The sequence below is a fragment of the Corynebacterium sp. ACRQP genome, from assembly GCF_022345915.1.
GTDB classification, from domain to species: Bacteria; Actinomycetota; Actinomycetes; order Mycobacteriales; family Mycobacteriaceae; genus Corynebacterium; species Corynebacterium lehmanniae.
Map to the genome: position 1 here is coordinate 49,377 of NZ_JAKRMZ010000002.1, position 22,867 is coordinate 72,243.

21 protein-coding genes are annotated in these 22,867 nt (G+C 64.4%); 15 read left to right on the plus strand and 6 right to left on the minus strand.

The genetic code is table 11. The features are described from left to right. The first annotated feature begins 4 nt into the window (after window positions 1-4). On the plus strand, window positions 5-844 hold the full coding sequence (locus MHY23_RS01600) for an HAD family hydrolase (protein ID WP_239306130.1): 840 nt from the start codon (window positions 5-7) through the stop codon (window positions 842-844). On the opposite strand, the gene MHY23_RS01605 is transcribed toward MHY23_RS01600, so the two are convergent. Then, window positions 841-1,722 (minus strand): hypothetical protein, encoded by an 882-nt coding sequence (locus MHY23_RS01605; RefSeq protein WP_239306131.1) that lies wholly within the window; start codon window positions 1,720-1,722, stop codon window positions 841-843. The genes MHY23_RS01600 and MHY23_RS01605 overlap by 4 nt on opposite strands. A 313-nt stretch (window positions 1,723-2,035) precedes the next feature. Here MHY23_RS01605 and glpK point away from each other — a divergent pair, with 313 nt between their 5' ends. Then, complete coding sequence (gene glpK, locus MHY23_RS01610) at window positions 2,036-3,496, plus strand: glycerol kinase GlpK (RefSeq protein WP_239306132.1); 1,461 nt, start codon at window positions 2,036-2,038, stop codon at window positions 3,494-3,496. A gap of 18 nt (window positions 3,497-3,514) precedes the next feature. On the opposite strand, the gene MHY23_RS01615 is transcribed toward glpK, so the two are convergent. Then, the gene (locus MHY23_RS01615) at window positions 3,515-5,443 is read right to left on the minus strand and encodes an N-acetylmuramoyl-L-alanine amidase (protein WP_239306133.1); all 1,929 of its coding nucleotides are present in this window, start codon (window positions 5,441-5,443) and stop codon (window positions 3,515-3,517) included. A 159-nt stretch (window positions 5,444-5,602) separates the two neighbouring features. Here MHY23_RS01615 and glf point away from each other — a divergent pair, with 159 nt between their 5' ends. The 6 genes from glf to MHY23_RS01645 all read left to right on the plus strand — a co-directional run bounded on the left by glf (window position 5,603) and on the right by MHY23_RS01645 (window position 10,890). Continuing rightward, window positions 5,603-6,793, plus strand: a complete 1,191-nt coding sequence (glf, locus tag MHY23_RS01620) for a UDP-galactopyranose mutase (protein ID WP_239306134.1) — start codon at window positions 5,603-5,605, stop codon at window positions 6,791-6,793. A 9-nt stretch (window positions 6,794-6,802) separates the two neighbouring features. After that, a complete protein-coding gene (locus MHY23_RS01625) occupies window positions 6,803-7,054 on the plus strand; it encodes a hypothetical protein (RefSeq protein WP_239306135.1) in 252 nt (83 codons plus the stop codon). Between the two features lie 136 nt (window positions 7,055-7,190). Further along, window positions 7,191-8,093, plus strand: a complete 903-nt coding sequence (locus tag MHY23_RS11960) for a siderophore-interacting protein (RefSeq protein ID WP_239306136.1) — start codon at window positions 7,191-7,193, stop codon at window positions 8,091-8,093. Between the two features lie 12 nt (window positions 8,094-8,105). Continuing rightward, a complete protein-coding gene (locus MHY23_RS01635; protein WP_239306137.1) occupies window positions 8,106-9,128 on the plus strand; it encodes an iron ABC transporter permease in 1,023 nt (340 codons plus the stop codon). After that, entirely contained in the window at window positions 9,128-10,123 is a 996-nt protein-coding gene (locus tag MHY23_RS01640; protein WP_239306138.1) for an iron chelate uptake ABC transporter family permease subunit, read from the plus strand. The genes MHY23_RS01635 and MHY23_RS01640 overlap by 1 nt, the downstream gene beginning before the upstream one ends. Beyond that, complete coding sequence (locus tag MHY23_RS01645; protein WP_239306139.1) at window positions 10,120-10,890, plus strand: ABC transporter ATP-binding protein; 771 nt, start codon at window positions 10,120-10,122, stop codon at window positions 10,888-10,890. Before MHY23_RS01640 ends, MHY23_RS01645 begins: the two co-directional genes overlap by 4 nt. A gap of 21 nt (window positions 10,891-10,911) precedes the next feature. Here MHY23_RS01645 and MHY23_RS01650 read toward each other — a convergent pair whose 3' ends face one another. Further along, window positions 10,912-11,865: an iron-siderophore ABC transporter substrate-binding protein gene (locus MHY23_RS01650; protein WP_239306140.1), complete on the minus strand. Its 954-nt coding sequence runs from the start codon at window positions 11,863-11,865 to the stop codon at window positions 10,912-10,914. A gap of 194 nt (window positions 11,866-12,059) precedes the next feature. On the opposite strand from MHY23_RS01650, the gene MHY23_RS01655 reads away from it, so the two are divergent. Both MHY23_RS01655 and MHY23_RS01660 read left to right on the plus strand, forming a co-directional pair. After that, window positions 12,060-13,649, plus strand: coding sequence for a sodium:proton antiporter (locus MHY23_RS01655; RefSeq protein ID WP_239306141.1), 1,590 nt, complete (start codon window positions 12,060-12,062; stop codon window positions 13,647-13,649). 154 nt (window positions 13,650-13,803) lie between these two features. Further along, window positions 13,804-15,024: an ATP-binding protein gene (locus MHY23_RS01660; RefSeq protein WP_239306142.1), complete on the plus strand. Its 1,221-nt coding sequence runs from the start codon at window positions 13,804-13,806 to the stop codon at window positions 15,022-15,024. Here the strand turns inward: MHY23_RS01660 and MHY23_RS01665 are convergent. From MHY23_RS01665 to MHY23_RS01675, 3 genes are read right to left on the minus strand one after another with little or no spacing between them, the layout of a single operon-like run. After that, on the minus strand, window positions 15,021-15,359 hold the full coding sequence (locus tag MHY23_RS01665; protein ID WP_239306143.1) for a hypothetical protein: 339 nt from the start codon (window positions 15,357-15,359) through the stop codon (window positions 15,021-15,023). The two genes, MHY23_RS01660 and MHY23_RS01665, sit on opposite strands and share 4 nt — an antisense overlap. Before the next feature lie 10 nt (window positions 15,360-15,369). Beyond that, window positions 15,370-16,131 (minus strand): alpha/beta fold hydrolase, encoded by a 762-nt coding sequence (locus tag MHY23_RS01670; protein ID WP_239306144.1) that lies wholly within the window; start codon window positions 16,129-16,131, stop codon window positions 15,370-15,372. Between the two features lie 41 nt (window positions 16,132-16,172). Continuing rightward, on the minus strand, window positions 16,173-16,862 hold the full coding sequence (locus tag MHY23_RS01675; protein ID WP_239306145.1) for a GAP family protein: 690 nt from the start codon (window positions 16,860-16,862) through the stop codon (window positions 16,173-16,175). 73 nt (window positions 16,863-16,935) lie between these two features. Between MHY23_RS01675 and MHY23_RS01680 the strand changes: the two genes are divergently transcribed. The 5 genes from MHY23_RS01680 (at window position 16,936) to MHY23_RS01700 (ending at window position 22,867) form a co-directional block, all read left to right on the plus strand. Beyond that, a complete protein-coding gene (locus MHY23_RS01680; RefSeq protein WP_239306146.1) occupies window positions 16,936-17,508 on the plus strand; it encodes a TetR/AcrR family transcriptional regulator in 573 nt (190 codons plus the stop codon). An 87-nt stretch (window positions 17,509-17,595) separates the two neighbouring features. After that, entirely contained in the window at window positions 17,596-19,545 is a 1,950-nt protein-coding gene (locus tag MHY23_RS01685) for a glycosyltransferase (RefSeq protein ID WP_370645788.1), read from the plus strand. Continuing rightward, complete coding sequence (locus MHY23_RS01690) at window positions 19,535-20,035, plus strand: phosphatase PAP2 family protein (protein ID WP_239306147.1); 501 nt, start codon at window positions 19,535-19,537, stop codon at window positions 20,033-20,035. Before MHY23_RS01685 ends, MHY23_RS01690 begins: the two co-directional genes overlap by 11 nt. Further along, the gene (locus MHY23_RS01695) at window positions 20,035-21,030 is read left to right on the plus strand and encodes a decaprenyl-phosphate phosphoribosyltransferase (protein WP_239306148.1); all 996 of its coding nucleotides are present in this window, start codon (window positions 20,035-20,037) and stop codon (window positions 21,028-21,030) included. The genes MHY23_RS01690 and MHY23_RS01695 overlap by 1 nt, the downstream gene beginning before the upstream one ends. 25 nt (window positions 21,031-21,055) lie before the next feature. Then, the gene (locus MHY23_RS01700) at window positions 21,056-22,867 is read left to right on the plus strand and encodes a hypothetical protein (protein WP_239306149.1); all 1,812 of its coding nucleotides are present in this window, start codon (window positions 21,056-21,058) and stop codon (window positions 22,865-22,867) included.

The window sequence follows — 22,867 nt, forward strand, 5'->3', positions numbered from 1 at the left end:
CTTCATGCCTGTCGACGCCACCGGTGACGCCCCGCGCCTGATCATCTCCGACATCGACGGCACCTTCATCACCTCCGCCGGCCGCGTCACCGACAGGCTGCGCGCAGTGATCGTGCGCGCCGTCGAAACCGGCGCCCACTTCGGCCTGGCCACGGGGCGTCCGCACCGCTGGCTCATCCCCGTGCTGGAGCAACTTCCGCTCGCACCGGTGTGCGTGTGCGCCAACGGGGCCGTGGTCTACGACCCAGCCACAGACCGGGTGCTGCACGCCTTTGAGCTCTCCCCGTCCGCGATGGCCGAGGTCGTCGAGGCGGCGGAGCGCGTCCTCGCCGATGTGCCGCACGGCTACGGCGTGGAGCGCGTCGGCTCGTCCGCGCTCGACCCGGAAGAGGAGTGCTTCATCATCACGCCTGAGTACAACCGGGACGCCTGGGACAGCCAATTCGGCGTCACCGACACCCAAACCCTGATCAGCCAGCCGGCCGCGAAGCTGCTGGTGCGCTGCCCCTCCATGACTTCGGCGCAGATGTACGAGCTCATCGCGCCAGAGGTAGACCCCGAGCTCGCGCACGTGACCTACTCCATGGACGAGGGGCTGATCGAGGTGTCCTGCCCCGGCGTGAACAAGGCCGCCGGCGCGCGCTACCTGGCCGAGCGCTACGGCGTCACCGCCGCCGACGCCGTTGCGTTCGGCGACATGCCCAACGACCTGGAGCTTCTGCGCTGGGCCGGTGTTGGCGTGGCGATGGGCAACGCGGCACCCATGCTTCACGACGCCGCCGACCACGTCACCGCCACCAACAACGAATACGGTGTCGCGCGCGTGCTCGAGCGCTGGTTCTAGCTCGCCTGCTGCTCCAGGCCCGCGAGCCAGGTGCGGTACGGCGTGGCAATCCGGTTGGGCAGCTGGTGCACCCCCGGGCGCTGGTCAATGGCGTTCTGGATCTGCGCGATGAACCCGTCGGTGCGCGCGTTATCCCACCCCACCCTGCGCACCACGGCGCCTTGATTCTGGAGTTGGGTTTCGCGGTGGCGTTCACGTCGTAAAGCTTCTGCTGCATCCCCGAACACCCCGCTGTTCTTCTCCAGCCCGTCCGCCTCGAGCACGAGGAAGCCGTTGATGAGCACGTCCGCCCACGCGACCGTGGGCCATCCATCCGCCTCGGTGATGCTGAAGCCGACCTGGAACTCGATGGCCTCCACGCCCGTGAGGCGGCCGTCGGCGATCGCGCGCAGAATCGCATCGCGCACGATGGTCTCCAACGCACTCGCGGACGTGTCGGCGGAGTGGCAGATGAGCTCGCGGAAGGCCTTCATGCCGCGGGCGCGGGTGAGGGTTTCGGTCTTTTCCAGCAGGTAATCCGTGGTGAGGTGCTCGTGCTTGAAGCGCGCGGACTCGATCTGCACCAGCGCCTCGAGCGGGCCGTAGTAGCGGAACGAGTCAAACATGGCACGGATCGCTGTCGCGGTGCGGATGCCGTTGTGCTCGACGAACTCCGCGTCGCGGAGGAGGCCGCTGCGGTAGATCCTGTCCGGGTACTTCTTGCCCCAGGCCCGGGACGACCCAGGCATCGCAAGATCTACCGTGGTCACCCATTTGTATGTGGAAAGGTCGAGCCACCGTGCAGCGGCCGGGCCCGTGATTGCTGCGGTTTTGCACTGTGCTGCGACCTTCTTGATCAGATCCAGCTCAGCCTGACGTTTCTCTTGAACTCCCCCCATGACAGGGAGTATTGCACGGTCTGTGCTGCTCGTCCACGCGAGCGCTGTGGGTCGAGTGGGGTGTCTGGGGTGGTGATGTACGGATCGTCTAGCACGACGAAAGCTGCTGCTAGACGATCCGCTTCTGACGCACGCGTTTCCCCAGTTCGTAATGAAGATCAGTGCCAGTAGTACGCTGATCGTCTAGCAGGCCGCGGCTGTTGCTAGACGATCCGTGCTGCTAGACGATCCGAGCAGGCGTTTTGGTGCGAAACCTGCCCTCAAGCACCCACCACAGCCAGCGCACCCCGCCCCCACCCGTAAAATCGCGCGCATGGCTTTGATTGCGGCGATTGACCAGGGCACGACGTCGACGCGCGTGTGCATCACACGCACCGACGGCAAGGTTGTTGCCCAGTCGCAGTTCGAGCACACCCAGCACATGCCGCAAAAGGGCTGGGTGGAGCACGACCCGATGGAGATCTGGCGCAACACGCGCCGGGCGTTGAGTGAGGCGCTCGCGGACGAGGACATCAGCGAGCAGGACATCGACGCGCTCGGGGTGACCAACCAGCGCGAAACCGCCGTGATCTGGGAAAAGGAGACCGGCAAGCCGATCTACAACGCCATCGTGTGGCAGGACACCCGCACGAACCACGACGGCGACGCCGCGAAGTACCTGCGCAAGACGGGGCTGTTGCACAACTCGTACCCGGCGGCGCCGAAGTGGGCGTGGATCCTGGACAACGTGCCAAACGCTCGCGAGCGCGCGGAAAACGGCGAGCTGCTCGCGGGTACGATCGACACCTGGCTGATCTGGAACCTCACCGGCGGCGCGAAGGACTTGGACCGCGCGCTGCATTTGACGGACGTGACCAACGCGTCGCGCACCTTGCTCATGGATTTGGAGACGCTGCAGTGGGACATGCAGCTTTGCGACGAGCTCCGCATCCCACCGCAAATCCTCCCGGAGATCCGCCCGTCGGTGGGCAACTTCGGCAAGATCCGCCCCCGCGGCCCGCTGGCGGGGGTGCCCATCACCGGCGTGCTCGGCGACCAGCAGGCCGCGCTGTTCGGCCAGGGCGGCATCCGCGAAAACGACGCGAAGATGACCTACGGCACGGGGCTGTTTATGCTGCTCAACACGGGTGGCACGCCGAAGTTCAGCGACCGTGGCCTGCTCACCACCGTGGCGTACCAGATCCAGGGCCAGCCGCCGGTGTACGCGCAGGAGGGCTCGGTGGCGGTGGGTGGCTCGCTGATTCAGTGGCTGCGCGACCAGCTGGGAATCCTGAGCACCGCCGCGGAGTCGGAAACGCTGGCCAGCCAGGTCGAGGACAGCGGGGGAGTGGTGATCGTCCCGGCGTTTTCGGGCCTGTTCGCGCCGAGGTGGCGCCCTGATGCGCGTGGGGTGATCGTGGGGTTGACCCGGTTCGTCGATAGGCGGCATATTGCCCGGGCCGCGCTCGAGGCGACCTGTTTGCAGGCGCGCGAGGTGGTGTGCGCGATGGGCGGGGAGCCGAAGGCGCTGAAGGTCGACGGCGGGATGACCACGAACGACCTGCTCATGCAGATGCAGGCCGACATCCTTGGCCTGACCGTCGAGCGCCCTGCGAATACGGAGACCACGGTGATGGGCGCGGCGTCGGCGGCGGGCATGGGCATTTCGCTTATCGACGAACCGCTCACGCTCGGCCCCGCAACCACCTGGGAAAACGAAATGGCCGGCCCCGAAAGGGACCGGCTTGTCGCCGCGTGGGAGGACGCGGTGTCGCGCTGTTTGGATCTTGCCTAGGCCCGAGCTTGCGAGGGCCTAGTTCGTGTTGATGTCCACCGCGTTGGTGGACGGGTTGTAGGTGATGAAGCCGCCTTCGAAGTCCACGCGCACGGTGTCGGCGGTGGGGTTGAACTGCTGCGTCACCGGCATGCCCAGCGGGCCGGCGTCCAAGCCCTGCTGCAGCCAGGCCTCCGCGATCTTGCCCACCAGTGCGATGATCTCGCCTTCGTTGTTGCGGGCGCCGATGCCGTTGGAGTACAGCGCCACGGCCGGGCCGGTCGGGCCGCCGACGCCGGCGACGAGCTTGCCCAGGGTGGGCTCGAGCGTGGTCCAGACCTGGGCTGCCTCACTGGAGCCGAACGCGTTGAGGGTGGGCGCGACGGCCGGGCTGATCTGCTTTGCCAGGTTGGCTGCCTGCGCCAGCGTCAAGCCCTCGAAGACCTGGGTGTCGCCGTCGTTGGAGACGGTGGGCAGCTGGTCCTGAGCGGCCAGGAACAGCAGCACCAAACCGATGGCGGTGCCTGCCACGGTGGCGATGGTGTTCGGGTCGCCGGAGGACAGCGCGGCCAGGGTGCCGTCGGGGGTGCCGTTGCTCGGGCTGCCCTCGTGCTTCGGTGTTGGCGCTGTCTCGGTGCCGCGGGGGTTCGGGTTTGCCGGGGCAGCATCTGTGGTGGTCGCCGGGGTAGTCGTGTTGTTGTTGCTGCCCAAGCGGTCCAAGACGGAGCCGATGCCGGAGCGGCCGCCGCCCAGGGAGCGGTATTTCGTGGCTGCGGTTGCGCGGATCACGGGCAGCTTGGAGTACAGGTTGTCGCCCGGGCAGGTGTTGTAGTGGAAGTCGCGGTGGGCGTTGATGTTGTTAAACATCGCGCCCTGGCCGGCTGCGTACTTCGAGCCGCGGAAGTTGCCCTCGGCGTAGTGGTAGCTGGAGCCGGTTGGGTCGAAGCCCGCGACGGCGGCCTTCCAGCCGATGATTTCGCCCATGGCGCGCAGCGCGGCCGGGGTGGGCTCGGCCTGCTGGTAGTCGCCCAGCATGGACACGCCCCAGGTGTTCTGGTTGAAGGAGCCGACGTGGGCGCCTTGCGGGCCGCGGTCCATGCCGCCGGCGCGGCCTTCGTAGATGTTGCCGTACTTGTCCACGAGCGCGTGGTAGCCGATATCGCCCCAACCCAGGTTGTTGGTGTGGTAGTTCCAGATGCCGCGCACGATTCCCGGTGCCTCGGCCTCGGAGTAGTTGTTGGAGCCGGCCGTGTGGTGCACGGTGGCGGCGGTGGTGGGCTCGCTGTAGTAGGGGGCGCTGCTGCGGCCGGCGCCCCACTGCGCGCGGGTGACAACCTTGGGCATGCCCTGGGTGTAGGAGTCGGCAACCGGCTGGATGCCGCCTTCGGCGGTGCCGGTGCCGCCGTCCAGGAACACGGCTTCGATGTCGTTGGCGGTGGTGGGGGCGTCGGAGACGGCCCGGCCGCCTTCAAGCAGGTCCACGTTGCCGGTGGAGACCTGGATGCGTGTGGTGCGGCCGACGTAGATCGGCTCGGTGCCGAACTTGTCGGAGCCCGCCTGCGGGTCTACCGGGTCCATCTCGAACCACTCGGACCAGGCGCCGTCGGCCTTCTGGGAGCGCACGTACGCGGCGATGTCGCGCTCGCCGGTCCAGGTCAGGCCCACGATGGAGAACTCGCGGTCGTTGGAAAATTCCTTGACCACGCGGCGCACCTGCTCTTCTTCGCCGCCCTGGGTGCGGATGGCGGCGTCGTCGACGGTGATGTTGTCGCCGGCCGCGAACGACGAGGTGGTGGTGTAGACCTCCGGGGCACCTGCGCCGAGGGACTGCACCTGCAGGATGCGGTTGCCGCTGAACGCGTTGGCGGCAACAAGTGCCGTGACGAGGAGGACGGACACGATCACGGGCATGATCGCGGCCCGGGCGGGGTGGGCCGCGCCGCCCTGAATGCTGCGACGTTGCTGCACAGTAATACTCCTGGGGTTTTTGAGGTTCGCTGCGAGAGCAGTGGCAAATGTGACAGAAACGAAGTGTAGTGCAAGTTCAAGTCTCAAGAAAGACTTGAGACTTCTGTGGCGTGTCGTGGCGGAGCTCCGTCGATAGGCAACTGTGCGAAAATAGGCCTCATGGCATACGACCTCATTGTTGTTGGATCGGGTTTCTTCGGCCTCACCGTGGCCGAGCAGGCGGCGAGCGAGCTGGGCAAACGCGTGCTGGTGGTGGAAAAGCGCAGCCACATCGGCGGCAACGCGTACAGCGAAAACGAGCCGGAAACCGGCATTGAGGTGCACAAATACGGTGCGCACCTGTTCCACACCTCCAACGAGCGGGTGTGGGAGTACGTCAACCGCTTCACGGACTTCACGGACTACCAGCACCGCGTCTTCGCGATGCACGACGGCACCGCCTACCAGTTCCCGATGGGGCTCGGCCTGATCAACCAGTTCTTCGGCCGCTACTACTCGCCGGAAGAGGCGAAGAAGCTCATCGAGGAGCAGCGTGAAGGCCTCGACCCCGCGGCCGCGACGAACTTGGAGGAGCGCGGCATCGCGCTGATCGGCAAGCCGCTCTACGACGCGTTTGTGAAGCACTACACCGCCAAGCAGTGGCAGACCGACCCCACCGACCTGCCGCCGGAGATCATCTCCCGTCTGCCGGTGCGCTACACCTTCAACAACCGCTACTTCAACGACACCTACGAGGGCCTGCCAGTGGACGGCTACGCCGCCTGGCTGGAGAAGATGGCGGAGCATGAGCTTATCGACGTCCGCACGGACACCGACTGGTTCGCCGTCGCTGACGAGATCCGCGCCGAAAACCCGGACGCGCCCGTGGTCTACACCGGACCGCTGGACCAGTACTTCGACTACGCCGAGGGCCGCCTGGGCTGGCGCACCCTCGACTTCGAGCAGGAAGTCCTCGAGGTCGGCGACTTCCAGGGCACCCCGGTGATGAACTACAACGACGCCGACGTGCCGTACACCCGCATCCACGAGTTCCGCCACTTCCACCCGGAGCGCTCGGGCTACCCGTCGGATAAGACGGTGATTGTGAAGGAGTACTCCCGCTTCGCCTCCGACGACGACGAGGTGTACTACCCGATCAACACCCCCGAGGACCGCCAGAAGCTCGAAGCTTATCGACGCCTCGCGGCCGAAGAATCCGAGCAGAACAACGTCCTGTTCGGCGGACGGTTGGGCACCTACCAGTACCTGGACATGCACATGGCGATCGCGGCGGCGCTGACCCTGTTTGACAACCAGCTGCGCCCGTTCTTCGAGTCCGGCGAGCCGCTGAGCCAGCCGCGCGGGCACTAAGGGGGCGGCATGGCAATTCAAGAGATTTTCGTTCACCCCGACTGCCCGGACTGCGCGGACGTCATCGCCGAATACAACGACAACTCGCAAAGCTTCGGCGACGCTGAGCTTCTCGACGTCACCGAGCTCGGCAGTCTGAAGCGCTTCCTGCACTACCGTGACCGGCTGTCCGGTTACGCCGCCGCTCGGGACGCCGGCAAGATCGGGGTGCCCTCGAAGGTGCTCGACGGCACCACGGTGGAGTTCTTCGACGCGGTGTAGCCACTGGGAGTTCGGTGAGCCCTCGGTTCCCCTCTCGGCTAAGACAAAGCGCCGACCGGCTTGTGGGAAGTAATTACGTTTCCTGGGATGCAGTCGGATCTTCCCTTAGGTTAGGCAAGCCTATATAGTTTGCGGGGTGAGTTTTAGGCCTTTCCTTGCAACCGTCGCCCGCAGTGAACGCATTGCACCGAGTTTCCAGCGGGTGACGTTCACCGGGGTCGACTCCATGGGGCCCGCCGTTCCCATTAGGGATTTGCGTATCAAGCTGCTGATCCCGCCTGCCAGTGGTCTGTTCGAGCTTCCGGAAGAGGGGTGGTGGGAGACGTGGCGTGCAATGCCGGAGCACATGCGCGGCCACCTGCGTACCTATTCCATTCGGGAGTTCCGGCGAAGTGCTGACGGGCCTGACGAAGTGGACGTGGATTTTGTCTTGCACAGCGATAGTCCCGGTCCCGCCTCGGCGTGGGCGCAGGACGCACAACCTGGACAGCAGCTGCTGATAATTGGGCCAACCCGCGACGATGATTCCGGTGTTGGTATCGAATTTGACCCGGGGTCTGCTGCGATCGCGCGCCTATACGGCGATGAAACCGCGTTGCCTGCAATGGCTCGAATCTTGGCGGATTGGCCCGAGGGGCTCGCCGGTTCTGTCGATATTGAGGTACCTGCTGGCAATCACCTGCCCATCGACTCCCCTCCACAGGTTGATGTCCGCTGGCACTTTCGCGCACAGGGGGACTTCGACTACGGAGACTTGCTTCGTGCGCAGCTGGAAAAGGAGGTTGAGTCCCGTTGTACCTGCGCTTCGCTGGGGGCAGGAAAACCTGGTCTTGTGGATGAGGTCCCGCTTGATGAAGTCTGGGAGACACCCACGTATTCCAGCAGTGGTGAATCTATAGCTCCCACTTCGGATACTGCAGGGCATACCTATTACTGGATCGCCGGGAAGAATACAGCTGTGACGGCGATGCGGCGGCTCCTGGTGGGTGAGGCAGGCGTGCCTCGCCACCGCGTGTCGTTCATGGGGTACTGGCGGTAACGGAGTTGCAGCGTGACTAAACGTGTTGGGCTTTTCGTATTCCTTGTGGTTTCCACTGTGTGTGCAGCGCTGGTGTCGCTGTTGATCGGGGCGCGCGAAATGGGGTTCGGGGCAACGGTGAGCGCGGTTCGTGATGGAATCGTGCTGGCGTTCTCGGACACGGCTGAACAACTTGAGGCACCCAGCGACGAGGCGAAGATCATTGCGCAACTCCGTGTTCCGCGCACTCTGCTTGGTTTGCTGGTGGGAGCAGCGCTGGGCACTGCGGGAGCACTACTGCAGGGGCACACCCGAAATCCGCTAGCGGACACAAACCTTCTGGGCGTCGGGCCTGGCGCGGCGCTTGCTGTGGCAGCGGCCATTTCTTTTCACGGCTCAATGACAGTAGTGGGCACTGTCGGGGTGGGATTCCTCGGGGCAATGCTTGCGGCGGCGCTTGTATTCGTGCTCAGCATGAGAAGTCTGGGATCAACTCCGATCACGGTGGTGCTTGGTGGTTCCGCGTTGGGCGCGGTCTGTTCTGCGCTGACGAGCGGCATCGTGCTGACGCATACGCAAAGCCTTAATGAGATGCGGTTTTGGACAGCGGGTGCTATTGCCGGACGCGATATGCAGGTGGTCGCAGTCCTCGCTCCCGTGATTGTCTTCGGTCTCGTGGGCGCCTTTGTTTCGGCGAATCAGCTGAACCTCCTAAACCTGGGAGATGACGTAGCAAATGCGCTTGGCGTCAGAGTATCCATCGCGCGGACCGTGGGTATCGTCCTGGTTGCGTTGCTCACCGGTGCAGCGGTGGCTGGGGCCGGACCAATCGGGTTCGTTGCCCTGGTAGTTCCGCACCTTGTACGCACCTTCACGGGGCCGGATTACCGCTGGGTGCTGCCGTGCTCCGCACTGGCTGGAGCGACGTTGCTCTTGCTTGCCGACGTTTTTGGTCGCGTCATCGCACGCCCCGGAGAATTGCAGGTCGGCATCACGCTTGCCTTCGTTGGAGCCCCATTCGCCCTGCATATTCTGCGGAAGGGGGCGAAACTCTGATGCGGGTTGTCGCGATGAATAGTGTTCTTGCGGTGCTGGCCTTAGCAGCGGCGCTTGGTGGTGTGATGGTCGGAGATTTCGAGCTATCGGTTCGAGACGTAGTTTCCGCTCTCATGGGCCAAACGGCGGAGTTGACCCGGACCGTAGTTCTTGAGTGGCGCTTGCCACGAGTGGTCACGGCGCTGGGTGTAGGTGCTGCGCTGGGCTTTGCCGGGGCAATCTTCCAGACCATTACAAGGAACCCACTGGCGAGCCCGGACATCTTGGGTGTCACCTCGGGCGCATCCGCTTTCGCTTTGACTGCGTTGCTCGCTGGTGGCAGCGCCGGGATGACGTTGCGTGCACTGGGCGTGCCGCTCAGTGCATTCCTCGGCGGACTGGCCGTGTCCGCGGCGATCTGGTGGCTGAGCCGCGGTGCTGGACTCGGTTCCTTCCAGCTTGTCTTCGCTGGCATCATCATTAATGCGCTGGCGACGGCTTACAATTCGTTCCTGCTTGTTCGCGCCGACTATCGAGATGTGGGCAAGGCGCAGGCGTGGGTAACCGGTTCGGTGGGGTCTTCTGGTTGGCACGACGCAATCGCGGTACTTATTGCACTGGCGGTCGTCATTCCGCTATTGCGGTGGGCAGCCTTCAAGCTTGAGGCGCTCTCTCTCGGGGAGGACACCGCGGCTGGTCTCGGGGTAGAGCCCCGGCGTACCCAGCTCATCCTCATGCTGATGGCTGTGATGCTGGCATCGATGAGCGTTGCGGCGTCTGGGCCGATAGCCTTCGTGGCGTTTGTCGCGCCACAGATCGGTCGCAAGATCACACATACAGCAACGCCGCCATTAGGAACTGCGATGCTTGCTGGCGCAGCGATCGTCTCCGTCGCTGACTTGGCTGTGCGAACCCTGGTGCCAGGGAACCTGCCGGTGGGGACAGCTACGACGGCAATCGGTGGTGCAGTGCTGCTTTACACGCTGTTGCGTGCAACACGAAAGGTGTCCATATGATGCTTCAAGTCCGAAATCTCACAGTGAGTTATGGCGCTTCTGTCATCCTCAAAGGCATCGATCTCGATGTGCCCAAAGGCGGTATCACCACAATCGTCGGCCCAAACGGTTGCGGCAAGTCGACGCTGTTGCGAGCAGCAGCAGGGCTTCTTGCACGCGACTGCGGCACGGTAACGCTGAACGGCGTGGACATGGCAGAACTGAAGCGCCGCGAGATTGCACGTCAGCTGGCAGTATTGCCGCAGACCCCGGTCGCTCCCGAGGGGTTGACGATTCGTGATTTGGTTGGCCGCGGACGCCACCCGCATCAATCCTGGTTGCGACAGGATTCAGCTGAGGATTCGCGTGTGGTCGATGCGGTGATGGAACTGACCAATGTCACGGAGTTTGCAAACCGTCCGCTCGAGCGGCTTTCTGGTGGTCAGCGTCAGCGGGCATGGATTGCGATGGTCTTAGCGCAGGAGACTCCGCTCGTGTTTTTGGACGAGCCTACGACGTACCTCGACTTGTCTCACTCTGTCGAGGTCTTGTCGCTGGTACGTCGTCTCGCTGATCAGGAGGGGAGAACCGTGCTTATGGTGCTGCATGATTTGAACCTCGCTGCACGCTACTCAGATCAACTCGTCGTGATGCAGCGTGGCGAGGTGGAAGCGGTCGGTGCGCCTGCCGAGGTGCTCACCGAGTCCCTACTGGACCGTGTTTTTCATCTGCCTGCTGTCGTGGCGACAGACCCGGTAAACGGGGGTCCACTGGTTGTCCCCCGGTAAGCACCACTTGAGGTTGGAGACTTAGAGCTGCTTTCTGATTTGCTCGATTGCGTATGGGATAGACAGGGGGTTCGGCATGCTCATTGCGTTGGCGGTATCTGTGTCTAACCAGTAGACCCCGCCACGCTTATTCACATCGAGGTCCATGAAGGTGGCATCGTTCTTCAGTGCATCGATTGCGCCGTAGTAGTCCAATACGAAGACGTAGTCCACGTCGTTGAAGTCAGCGTAGTTCTCTGGGGACCAGTCGAGGAAGAAGCTGGATCCATCGCCGTTGAACTTCTCTGGGATCTTGAACCCCAGTTTTTCGATGAAGGAGCCGCGGCCGTCGCCCGAGGTGTATACGCCAAACTTGCCGTCGTAAGGCATGCCGATGACCGCTGTTTTGCCTTGCATTTCAGGGTGAGCTTCGCGGAAATCTTGGAAAGCCTGCTCGGAGTCGGCGATGAGTTTTTCGCCTTCGGCTTCCTTGTTCAACGCCTTGGAGATTTCCTTAATCTGTTCATCCCACGGCACTTGCCAATCTTGGTATTTATCCGAGTGGAAGGTGGTTGGCGCAATCTGCTCGAGCAGTGCTTCTTTGTCGGCTTCGAGGCCGCTGTTCACTGCAATGATCTTTGTCGGGTTGAGCGAGGCCACCTTTTCGGCAGTGTCTGTGCTGAACTCAGTGGTCGTGTCTCGGATCGGGTTCGGGTCGACTGTGAGCTTGTCCTTGGCCCAAGGCCCAAGCCCGGAAGGGTCCCCCGAACCTTCCTGTTGCCAGGTGGCGTAACCGACCGGTTGTTCACCGAGTGCAAGGACCGTATCGACGTCGCCGAGGCCCATTGTCACAATTCGCTCCTCTGACCCGTTGACATCGGAGGTTTCGGGAGCGGCTGTTGGATCGCTTGATCCTCCGGAGCAGCCGGCAAGCACGAGCGCCGCGGCGAAAGTGGCTGCGATCCCCTTCAGGGCGCGAGAGGTAGAGAGTCCCAAGGTTGCACCTTTCGTAGGTGGGTAAAGAGTTGTTAGATAGGTCTGCCTGACCTAACGTGATCAGACTAAGGTATGCCTTACCTTAGTGGCAATCTTCATTGTGTTGCGCGGGACCGAGTCGACGAACGTTGAGATGAAGGATCAGCTTCGGCGACACCTGCTGCCACCTACGGCGCCCCGTACACTTGCCCACTGTGGGAACTTTCATAGCACTTATCGGCCTGCTGTTGGCCACCGTCCTCGTCGCCGCAATAGGTGAGCGCACCGGCCTGCCGTGGCCGGCGCTTCTGACCGTGGTGGTCGCACCGGTGATCTTCATTCCCGGCATCGACACCGTGTCCATCGATCCGCACCTGATCCTGCCGATCTTTCTACCGCCGCTGTTGTGGTCGTTGGCCCGGCGCACGAGCTGGGGTCAGATCGGGGCGCAGCTCAATGTGGTGCTGACCATGTCGATCATCTTGGTGTTCCTTACCGTCGCGGCGCTGACCGCCACGGCGATGTGGATGCTGCCGGGGCTGAGCCTGGCAGCGGCGATGGTGCTCGCCGCCGCGATTGCCCCGCCGGATCCGGTGGCGGTAGACGCGGTGGCGGGCCCGGCCGGCATCCCGAAGCGCATCACCGGCACGCTGCAGACGGAGGGGCTGTTCAATGACGCCGCCTCCATCGTCACCTTCAACGTCGCCATGGCGGCCGCGGTCGCGCACGGCGAGGTCGACTTCGGCAAGGGCGCGCTGCAGTTCCTCTACGCTGCCATCGCCGCGGTGCTGATCGGCCTAGTCGTGGGCAGATTGGCCGCGATCTTCGCCAACTCTGTGCCAGATTCCGTGATCCGCACCGCGTTTACCTGGGTGCTGCCCTTCGCCATCTACGCAGGCTGCGAGGCCATCGGAGCCTCCGGCGTCATCGCGATCGTCATCGCCGCGGTGGAGATGTCCTCGCGCTCGACCATGACCGCCGAGGACCGCCTCACCGGCCACTCCTTCTGGGAGACGGTGGAGCTGCTGTTCACCGGCGTTGCGTTCGGCCTGATCGGCATGAGCGTGCGCGATGCCATGGACACCGCCGGCACGCACATTTGGCAGGCGGTGCAGGTGGGCGTGGTCCTGTCCGTCGTCGCGTTCGCGGTGCGCTTCATCTGGATGTGGGTGCTGTACAAGATCAACCAGAAAAAGCACCACACCAACGTCTCGCCGCTGCGCCTGCAGGAGGTCCTGCTCATGGCGTGGGCGGGCATGCGCGGGCTGGTCACCCTGGCGCTCGTGCTGGCAATCCCGGCGTCCGCGACTGCCTACCACCACGAACTCTCAGTCATCGCGTTGACCGTGCTCACCTGCACGATGGTGCTGCCGGGGCTGTTGCTGCCGTGGCTCGTCGATAAGCTTGACCTGCAAAACGGCCCCGCCGGCGACAAGGCCGTCGAGGAGCTGAGCCAGCGGGCGTACGCCGCGGCGCGCAAGGCGGTCCGCGAGCACGGCGAGGAGTACGCGCCGGAGGCATACGCGATGATGCAGGAGCGCCTCGACTCGATCGCGGAGAAGCGCCTGCAGGACCCCGAGGGTTCCGAGGAGCGTAAGGCTGCCTTCGACCGTGCGCGCGCTGGCGCTGCGCAGCTGCAGGAGGTTGCGCTGCGTGCTGCCAGCTGGGAGCTGCAGCAGGCGCGCCGCGAGCGAAAGTACAACCCTGCGGATGTGGATGCGGTGCTCGCGGACTTGGACCGCCTCATCCTCGCGCGCAACCGCAAGGCCCTCACCGCGCCGAGTTCGATGTGGGAGCAGAAGTAGGGGGCCTTTGCCTATCGACGACCCTCCGGCCCACCCCCGAAATTCCCAAATGCAAAGTGAAACCGTTTCAAAACGCAAAGCAGAACCGTTTCGAAACGCAAAGTGAAACCGTTTCGAAATGCAAAATGGGCAGCTAGATAGCTATGATTTCGGTATGTCTGATTTCTACATTCCTCGTCTTGCGGATGAGCAGCTCGAAAGGGCACTCCGCCGCCAAGGGGGAGTCCTCATTCAGGGACCAAAGGGCTGCGGAAAAACAGAAACCGCGAGCCGTCACGCAGGCAGTGTGCTGAATGTCGAAACAGACCCTGCAGTTCCGCTTGCTATGTCGACAGACCCGAGACTGCTCTTGGAGGGGGCGTCGCCGAGGTTGGTGGATGAGTGGCAATTGCAGCCACGTCTGTGGGATTTTGCCCGCCACGAGATTGATAAGCGGAAGGCGAAAGGCCAGTTCATCTTCACTGGTTCGACTGCTCCAAGCGTAGACGCGACCCGGCACTCTGGCGCGGGCCGGTTTGCCCGGCTCACCATGTCCACAATGACACTGTGCGAGTCGGGAGAGTCCGATGGATCTGTCTCACTTCGACACATCGCGAGTGGTGGGGATCCGAAATTTGCGACCCCAGACTTGACCCTCTCTGGACTCGCTGAGCGGATGTGTCGCGGAGGGCTTCCCTACAACGCTGATCTCTCGCTAGAAGACGCGATGCAGAACGTCCGCGACTATGTGCAAACCGTCGCGGATGTGGATATTCATACAGTGGGAACGGTGGTGCGGGATTCGGAGCGGGTCCGTCGCATCGTGCAGTCCATAGCACGCGCGGTTGCGACAGAAGTCGAAATGCAAACCATCGCCAGCGACGCGGATGTCACCAGAGAAACCGCGCGCGACTACCTCGACGCGTTGACGCGCATTTTCATCGCTGTAGACCAGCCCGCGTGGTCGACGCATTTGCGTTCCAAAGCTACGTTGCGGAAATCCCCCAAACGTCACCTTGCAGATCCAGCATTCGCAATGGCTGCCCTCGAACGAGGCCCCCACCATCTCATGCAGGACCCGCGCTATTTCGGGCAGCTCTTCGAGTCACTCGTAGTGCACGAGCTTCGCGCTCTAACTGGGAAAACGGTCTATCACGCGCGACTGAATACGAAGTTAGAGGTGGATGCGGTAGTCAATTTCGAAGGGGTGGACATTCTGGTGGAGGTCAAACTCGGATACACGCCGGAGGTTCTGGACCAGGCAGCGGACACGCTCTCACGGTTTGACGAGCAACTTGAGCAAGACACCGTGAAATTGGTCATCACCTCCGGCGGGCCCGCGCACCGCCGTGCTGACGGCGTTGTGGTGGTGCCCATAGGCGCACTCGGCCCCTAGCGCCCGCCCGGAGCGCCGTCTCCGAACTCGCGGCGGAAGTTGCCGTCCCAGTCGTAGTCCGCTCCCGGGTCCTGCAGCCCGTAGTCGCCCTGTTCGAGCGCATCCGGCTGCTGGTTGCTGCTGCCCTGGATTCCCATGAGGATAAACACCGCGCCCGCAACGGCGCCGGCGACGCCGATGAACACGGACGTTGAGCCGGACAGGAACGCGAACGACAGCACGGCCACCACGATGCAGGCCGCGCCGACGGCGTAGTTGCGTGCCTGCGAGCCGGAGCGCTGCTGATCTGCGGGGTCGTGGGGGAGGCCATCTGCGTCGTATCCCTGGAACTGCATGGCCCGCAGCCTACCTGGAAAGGAACGCGCGGATCGCGGCCGTGACCTCGTCGGGAACTTCCACGGTCGGCACGTGCCCACCCGCGGTGAGCGTGAGTGTCTCGGCGGGGCCTGAAACACCGTCGGCGATGGCGTGCACGACCCCGGGCGGAGTGGAGGTGTCCTCGGGCCCGGCGATGGTGAGAACCGGCGCGGTGATCCGGGCGAGCTCGTCGGCGAAATTCCAACCCGCCAACGCTTCTGCGCAGGTGGCGTAGCCCTCACCGGTGGTGGAGGCGATCATGCGGGCCAGCGCGTCGGCAGTCGCGGGGTGCGATTGCCTGAACTCGCCGGTCACCCAGAGTTGCACCGCGCCGTCGACGCGCGGTGCCACGCCGTGGGTGCGGGTTTGCTCCACGCGCGGGGCCCACACGGGTGCGCCGCCGAGGTTGGCGCCGGTGCACATGAACACCGCCTTGTTCACCCGGCCGCTGTGCGCAGCCAGCCACTGCGCGATCGCGCCGCCGAGCGACAGTCCGACGACGGAAAACTCGTCCACGCCCAGCGAGTCCAACGTTTCAAGGGTGGAGGAGGCGAGGGAGGGGATCGTCGATAGGCAAGATGCGTCGGGTGTTTCCCCGTGGCCGGGGTGGTCGAGTGCGATGACGCGGAAGGTGTCCGACAGCGCGTCGAGCTGCGGAAGCCACATGTCGGTGGTGGAGGCGATGGAGCCGGAAAACACGACTGGGTGCCCGTCGCGCGGGCCGAAGTCTTTGTGCGCGAGCAAAGTCATGGACCCACTGTGCCTCACATCGCGAAACCCTGCGAGCAAAATCAGAGGGCGGGAAGGTCGCCGCGGATCGTCGCGACGCTGTTCGCCACCATGTAGATGCCGACGATGGCGGCGATCCAGAGAAGCGTCACTTTCGCCTCGTATTCGAGGCGGGGGATGAGGCGTTCGAGCCGCGGGAAGAACTTCTGGCCGAAGAGCAGTGCCAAGGTAGCGAGGATGACCGTAGGCAAGATCATGACGAGGCAGTAGACGCCCACGGCCCCGGCCTTTGCCGCGGAGGGGATATCCCAGCTGCCAATGATTCCCATCGCTGCGATGTACGGCAGCATCGTCGCCGCCTCGGTGAGAGATGCGCCGAGGCCTAGGGCGACCATGCTCGGCACGCTGCTTGTGGCTCCGGCTGCGCGTTTCGGCAACTGCCCGGGTTCGGGCTTTTTGGGGTTGGGGCCGAAGATGCCGAAAAGTGCGAGGACCGCGCCCAGCGTCAACGTGATCCACGGGAAGACGTCGGTCTGCGTGATCCGTTCGGCGGCCGAGCCCAGGCCAGCGAATCCGAGGAGCATCCCGAGCCCGAGGAGGAAGTAGACCGCCGCGACGGTGATCAGATACGCGGTCAGTGCGGGAACGCGGACGGCGCGCCAGTGGACGATAAGCGCGAGGGGGATGACAAGGGTGCCCAGGCTGAGGCTGTCGAGCAGCGCCAAGCCAACGACTGCGATGACTGAATCCATGGGACGCTCCGATTCTCTCGTACGAACGTATTGCGCCTTACGAACGTACGAGAATCTAGACTGGTGCGCAACCATGAATGACTTTTCCCTGGACCATCAGTTTTCAGAATCGGCCGCGACAATTGCCGACGCCACTATCCGCATCATTGCGTCGCGGGGCCTCGATGCCGTGAGCGTGCGGGAGGTGGCGAAGGAATCCGGGTTCGCCGCCGGCTCGGTGCAGTATCACGCCCCGAATAGAGACACCCTGCTGGCTCACGCGTTCATCCGCTCCATCCAGCGCCAGAGCGAGCGGGTAGCGGCGGTGCCTGAAAGGGAAAACGAGCTCGAAACCTGGGTGGCGAGGCTCGCCGAGCTTCTCCCGATCGGAGGGGTGCGTTCCGAAGATGCCGCGATCTGGGTCACGTACGGCTCCGCCTCTGCAACCCGGGACTGGATTGCGAAGCTCTATACCGAGGTGCTTGAAGATTTTCAGAGCAGCGTTGTCGCTGCGCTCGGCGGTGAGGAGGATGTAACACCCAAAGCGCGCCTCGTTACCGCGCTAATCAACGGCCTCACGCTGGATAACCTGAGGGTTCCCGAATCTGAGGCCGACCGCATCGTGGCCGACCTCCGCGAAGGACTGCGCCTCCTCTTCTCCAGCTAGCCCGCACCGAACCGCGAGCCACACCAAGGAATCACCTTTGGAGCGATTACGCTTGGCTCCAACTGCCCACAACAGAAAGTGAGAGCTGTGGAGACGAGCAAGACCCTCGCCGTGGACACGCTGCAGCGCGTCCTCATGCCGAAGAAGGGCGAGCCGCACGACGTGCGCATGCTGTACCTGATCGAGCAGGAGCACAACAAGCAGCGTCTGCGCTGGTCCGACCGCACGAGCTTCGAGGTCCCCGCGGGCAACGAGGTCAGCTTCGAGACGTACTTCAACGCCTTCCCGGCGAGCTATTGGCGCCGCTGGTCGCAGCTGGACACGGTGGTCCTGGCCATGGACGTCGAGGGGCGTGCGACCATCTCCGTCTACCGGTCCAAGCACGACGGCACGCGCGTGAGCATCACCAACGTCGAGGCAACCGGGCGCATCGAGATCCCGCTGAAACTGAGTAACTTCGAGGACGGTGGCTGGCTGTGGTTCGACATCACCGCCGAGGACGACACGCGCATCGCGGACGCCGCGTGGTGCTCCCCGCAGGAGCCCAAAGAGCAGGTGCTTGACGACGGCACCGTGGTCCCGCCCCAGCCCAAACAGGTGGCCGTGGGCATTCCCACGTTCAACCGTCCCCGCGACGCCGTCAACGCGCTGCACGCGCTGGCGGAGGACCCGTACGTGGAAGCCTGCATCAGCAACGTGCTCATGCCGGACCAGGGCAACCAGCACCCGGCGAACGAGCCGGACTTCGTCGAGGCCAAGAAGAACCTAAACGGCAAGCTGGAGATTTTCCAGCAGGGCAACCTGGGCGGCTCCGGCGGCTACTCCCGCATCATGTACGAGGCGCTGAACCGCACCGACGCGCCGTTCATCCTGTACATGGACGACGACATCGCCATCGAGCCGGACTCCATCGTCCGCGCTGTGCAGGCCGCGCGCTACGCAGCACAGCCGATCCTGGTGGGCGGGCAGATGCTCAACCTGCAGGACCGCAGCCAGCTGCGCACCACGGGTGAAACGGTGGACCCGGAGATCTTCATGTTCTCCGCCGCCAAGCACGCCGTCTACGACCACGACTTTGCCAAGTACCCGCTCGGCTACGTGGGCACGGACGAAGAGGACCTGGATCCGAAGAAGACCACATCGCGCCCGCTGCACCGCCGCATCGACGTGGACTACAACGGCTGGTGGATGAACCTCTTCCCGCGCGTGGTGGCGGAGAAGATGGGCCTGCCGCTGCCGCTGTTTATCAAGTGGGACGACAACGAGTACGCGCTGCGCGCCAAGGAAGCAGGCTTTCCGACGGTCACCTGGCCCGGCGTGGCCATCTGGCACATGGCGTGGGCGGACAAGGACGACGCGATTGACTGGCAGGCGTACTTCCACATGCGCAACCGCCTCATCGTGGCCAGCATCTACGGCCCGGACAACCCGGAGGCGATGCTGAAGAACATGCAAAAATCCACCGCGAAGCACTACTTCTGCATGGAGTACTCCACCATCGCCATCCAAAACGAGGCGATGCGCGACTTCCTCGCCGGCCCGGACCAGCTTTTCGACATCCTCGAAACCTCGCTGCCGCGGATTCAAGGGATCCGTAAGGAGTACTCGGACGCGCAGGTGCTGCCGTCCGCGACAGACCTGCCCGCGCCGACCGGCGCGCCGGGCGTGCCCACCAACAAAGTTGGCGGCCGCCTGGCCAAGATCAAGAAGATCCCGTGGGCCGTCAAGGCGCTGATGCACCTGCGCAAGGACGAGGACCGCGCGCACTGGGACGCGCCGCAGCTCAACCTCACCGCCGACGAGGCGCGCTGGTACACGCTTGCCCGCGTGGACTCGGCGACCGTGTCCACCGCAGGCGGGACCGGCGTGGCCTTCCGCAAGCGCGACAAGCAGCTTGCCGACGAGCTGGTGCACGAGCAGAAGGAACTGCGCGCCCAGATCAAGGAGCGTTGGCCGGAGCTCAAGCGCACCTACCGCGACGCGCGCGAAGGACTAACCAGCCACGAGAACTGGGGGAAGATCTTCGATGCCCAGTAAAGAAACCGACCTGCTCGTCGCCATCCAAGACGCGCTGTACACCCCAGAAACCGCGAAGGCTGCCCGGGGTTTGAGCTACTTCGGCGAGCACGATCTCGGTTGGCTGGCGGTGGCGGGGCTTGGCGGAGCCGTCGACAAGCAAAATCGCTCCAAATGGCTCGCGCTCGGCGCTGGCACCTTCGCCGCGCACGCCGCGACCGTGGTGCTCAAGCGCATCGTGCGTCGCCCGCGGCCGCACGACCCGCGCGTGAAAATCGGCGTGAAAACGCCCTCGCAGCTGTCGTTTCCGTCCTCGCACGCCGCGAACACCGGCGCCGCCGCCGCGCACCTGGCGGACATCACCGGCAAAAAGTGGCCGTGGCTGCTCGTGCCGGTGATGATGCTGTCGCGTAACGTGCTCGGCGTGCATTACCCAACCGACACCCTCGCGGGTGCCGCCCTGGGCGCGGCGACGGCGAAGGTGGCAATCGAGGCTGAGAAGAGGATCTAGTGGCAAACACCCGTGAACCTGTGGACGAGCCCCTGATCAAGTCGGAGCCGCACACCTCCGGCGTTGACCAGGTGATGAAGAAAACGCCGCCGAAGAACCTCCCGGACGCGATGATCAAGGGCCTGCGGCCCAAGCAGTGGGTGAAAAACGTCCTCGTGCTGGCCGCGCCCCTGGCCGCCGGCGCGGATGCCTTCAATTCCCGCACCGCCGTGGACATCCTCCTGGCGTTCGTGGTGTTCTGTTTCGGCGCGTCCTCGATCTACCTGATCAACGACGCGCGCGACGTCGAATCCGACCGCCGCCACCCCACCAAGCGGTTCCGCCCGATCGCCTCCGGCATGCTGCCGATCAACCTGGCGTACGTGATGGCGGCGGTGCTCATTGCGCTCGCGCTCGGCCTGTCGCTTCTGGCTACCGACGGCACGTCTTTGGCCTGGGTCATCGGCATCTACATCGCGCTGCAGCTGGGCTACTGCTTCGGCTGGAAGCACATCCCGGTGATCGACATCGCCCTGGTGTCCTCCGGTTTCATGCTTCGCACCATGGCCGGCGGCGTGGCCGCAGGCATCAGCCTGTCCCAGTGGTTCCTGCTGGTGGCGGCGTTCGGCTCCCTATTCATGGCATCCGGCAAACGCTACGCCGAGCTGCTGCTGGTGAAAGAAACCGGCGCGGAAATCCGCCGCTCGCTGCAGGGCTACACCGAGACTTACCTGCGGTTCGTGTGGACGCTGTCCGCCACCGCCGTGGTCATGTCGTACGCGCTGTGGGGCTTCCAGCTGTCCAACTCCGTCGAGGGCACCGCCGCCATCTGGTACCAGGTGTCCATGGTGCCGTTTGTCATCGCGATCCTGCGCTACGCCTCCGTGGTCGACGGCGGGCAGGGCGGCGCGCCCGACGAGATCGCCCTGGAGGACCGCGTGCTGCAGCTGCTCGCCGCGGCGTGGCTGTTCTGCATCGCGATGGCCGTCTACGTTGTGCCGAACTTAGGCTGGTAGGCATTGACCCACTAACATCGTCGCAATGACAAAGAACGCCCGCCTCTCCGCGCTCGCCGCAGCCGTAGTCGCGGGCATCTTCGCGTTCTGGGGCGGGTGGACCCGCCGCTGGATGTCCGACGACGGCCTGATCGTCCTGCGCACCGTGCGCAACCTGCTCGCCGGCAACGGGCCCGTGTTCAACGCCGGCGAGCGCGTCGAAGCCAACACCTCCACGCTGTGGCAGTACCTGATTACCGCGTTTGGCTGGCTCACCGGAGCCCGGCTCGAGGACGTGGCCATGTGGCTCGCGCTGATCTGCACCGTGACGGCGGCCGCGCTGGCCACCTTCGCCGCGGGCCGGTTCTGGGGCAAGGTGGGCCCCGTTGTGCCCCTGGGCATCGTGATCTACCTGGCGCTGCCGCCGGCGCGCGACTTCGCCACCTCTGGGCTGGAGTGGGGCCTGTCGCTTTTGTGGATCGCCGGGTGGTGGGCCGCGCTGGTCGCGTGGGCCGAGCCGCTGCGCCGTCGCGCGCCCGAGGTCGGCTACTTCCTCGCCTTCTGGTGCGGCATGTCCTGGCTCGTGCGCCCCGAGCTCGCGCTCTACGGCGGCGTGACCGGCATCCTGCTCATCGCGTGCAACCCCCGCAAGACCCCAGGCATCCTCGCCGCGGCGCTGCCCGTGCCAGCCGCTTACCAAATCTTCCGCATGGGCTACTACGGCCTGCTCACCCCGCACACCGCCGTGGCCAAGTCCGCCTCCGGCGCCGAGTGGGCGCGCGGGTTCGAGTACTTCGCCGACTTTGTGGGCTACTACTGGCTCTGGCTGCCCGTGCTGGCCGCCGCCGCGTTGGTGGGGTGGATGATGCGGGGGACCGGAGGACGTCGATTAGCAATTGTTTTGCTTGTCACCGGCTGCGCGCTCGCGCACATCCTCTACGTCCTGCGCGTCGGCGGCGACTTCATGCACGGGCGCATGTGGCTGCTGCCGCTGTTCGCGCTGCTGCTGCCCGCGATGGCCGTGCCGATTACGCGCGTCAGCATTGCTTTGGCGACCGCCGTGGCCGTGTGGGCGGGTGTGACCATCGTGCGCGCCCACCCCATCGACTGGGAGGCGTACCAGACCGGCGAGAAGGAACTCGGCATCGTGGACGAGCGCGAGTTCTGGACGCTCGCCGTCGGCCGCGAACTGACCGACCCGCCACGCTACGCCGAAGACTTCCTCGGTTCTAAACTCATGCAGAACTGGGAAGACGCGCTGGACAAGGGCATCGACGCAAACGCCGCGCAGCTCAACCTCGCCTACGTCTCCGCCGACCCGGAAATCTACAGCTGGTACTACCGCGACCGCGAAGAGGATGCCTCGGATCTGAGCAATCTGCCGCTGACCGCATACCTGATCAACCTGGGCATGACTAGCATGAACGCGCCTTTGGACGTGCGCATTCTGGACACCGTAGGCCTGGCAACCCCCATCGCCGCGCGCATGCCGCGCGACCCGAAAGGCCGCGTCGGCCACGACAAGTTCCTCGACCCTGCCTGGCAGGCCGCCGACACCGACACCTACTTGGACGGGCTGCCGCCGTTCATCAGCTCCATGCGCGCGAAGCAGGCGCGCGCCGCACTGCGCAGCCCCGAAATCTCCGAACTGTTGGCTACCTCGCGCGAACCGATGAGCTGGGAGCGCTTCTGGAAGAACGTGCGCTATTCGCTTGGCAAAGGCCGCACGCTGCAGCTTTCCAGCGACCCCGGCCTCTACATCGACGCTGACACCCGCCGGGCGATCCGCCACGGCGGCAACCCCGGAATGGGCGGCGCGCAGATCGCCTGGCCGGTGCAGGCGCACGACGGGGAATAG

Bases quoted from the DNA above. Each gene is read 5' to 3' on its own strand.
- MHY23_RS01600 (WP_239306130.1), top strand. From the start codon at position 5: ATGCCTGTCGACGCCACCGGTGACGCCCCGCGCCTGATCATCTCCGAC.
- MHY23_RS01605 (WP_239306131.1), bottom strand. From the start codon at position 1,722: ATGGGGGGAGTTCAAGAGAAACGTCAGGCTGAGCTGGATCTGATCAAG.
- glpK (WP_239306132.1), top strand. From the start codon at position 2,036: ATGGCTTTGATTGCGGCGATTGACCAGGGCACGACGTCGACGCGCGTG.
- glf (WP_239306134.1), top strand. From the start codon at position 5,603: ATGGCATACGACCTCATTGTTGTTGGATCGGGTTTCTTCGGCCTCACC.
- MHY23_RS01625 (WP_239306135.1), top strand. From the start codon at position 6,803: ATGGCAATTCAAGAGATTTTCGTTCACCCCGACTGCCCGGACTGCGCG.
- MHY23_RS01640 (WP_239306138.1), top strand. From the start codon at position 9,128: ATGCGGGTTGTCGCGATGAATAGTGTTCTTGCGGTGCTGGCCTTAGCA.
- MHY23_RS01645 (WP_239306139.1), top strand. From the start codon at position 10,120: ATGATGCTTCAAGTCCGAAATCTCACAGTGAGTTATGGCGCTTCTGTC.
- MHY23_RS01660 (WP_239306142.1), top strand. From the start codon at position 13,804: ATGTCTGATTTCTACATTCCTCGTCTTGCGGATGAGCAGCTCGAAAGG.
- MHY23_RS01665 (WP_239306143.1), bottom strand. From the start codon at position 15,359: ATGCAGTTCCAGGGATACGACGCAGATGGCCTCCCCCACGACCCCGCA.
- MHY23_RS01670 (WP_239306144.1), bottom strand. From the start codon at position 16,131: ATGACTTTGCTCGCGCACAAAGACTTCGGCCCGCGCGACGGGCACCCA.
- MHY23_RS01675 (WP_239306145.1), bottom strand. From the start codon at position 16,862: ATGGATTCAGTCATCGCAGTCGTTGGCTTGGCGCTGCTCGACAGCCTC.
- MHY23_RS01680 (WP_239306146.1), top strand. From the start codon at position 16,936: ATGAATGACTTTTCCCTGGACCATCAGTTTTCAGAATCGGCCGCGACA.
- MHY23_RS01690 (WP_239306147.1), top strand. From the start codon at position 19,535: ATGCCCAGTAAAGAAACCGACCTGCTCGTCGCCATCCAAGACGCGCTG.
- MHY23_RS01700 (WP_239306149.1), top strand. From the start codon at position 21,056: ATGACAAAGAACGCCCGCCTCTCCGCGCTCGCCGCAGCCGTAGTCGCG.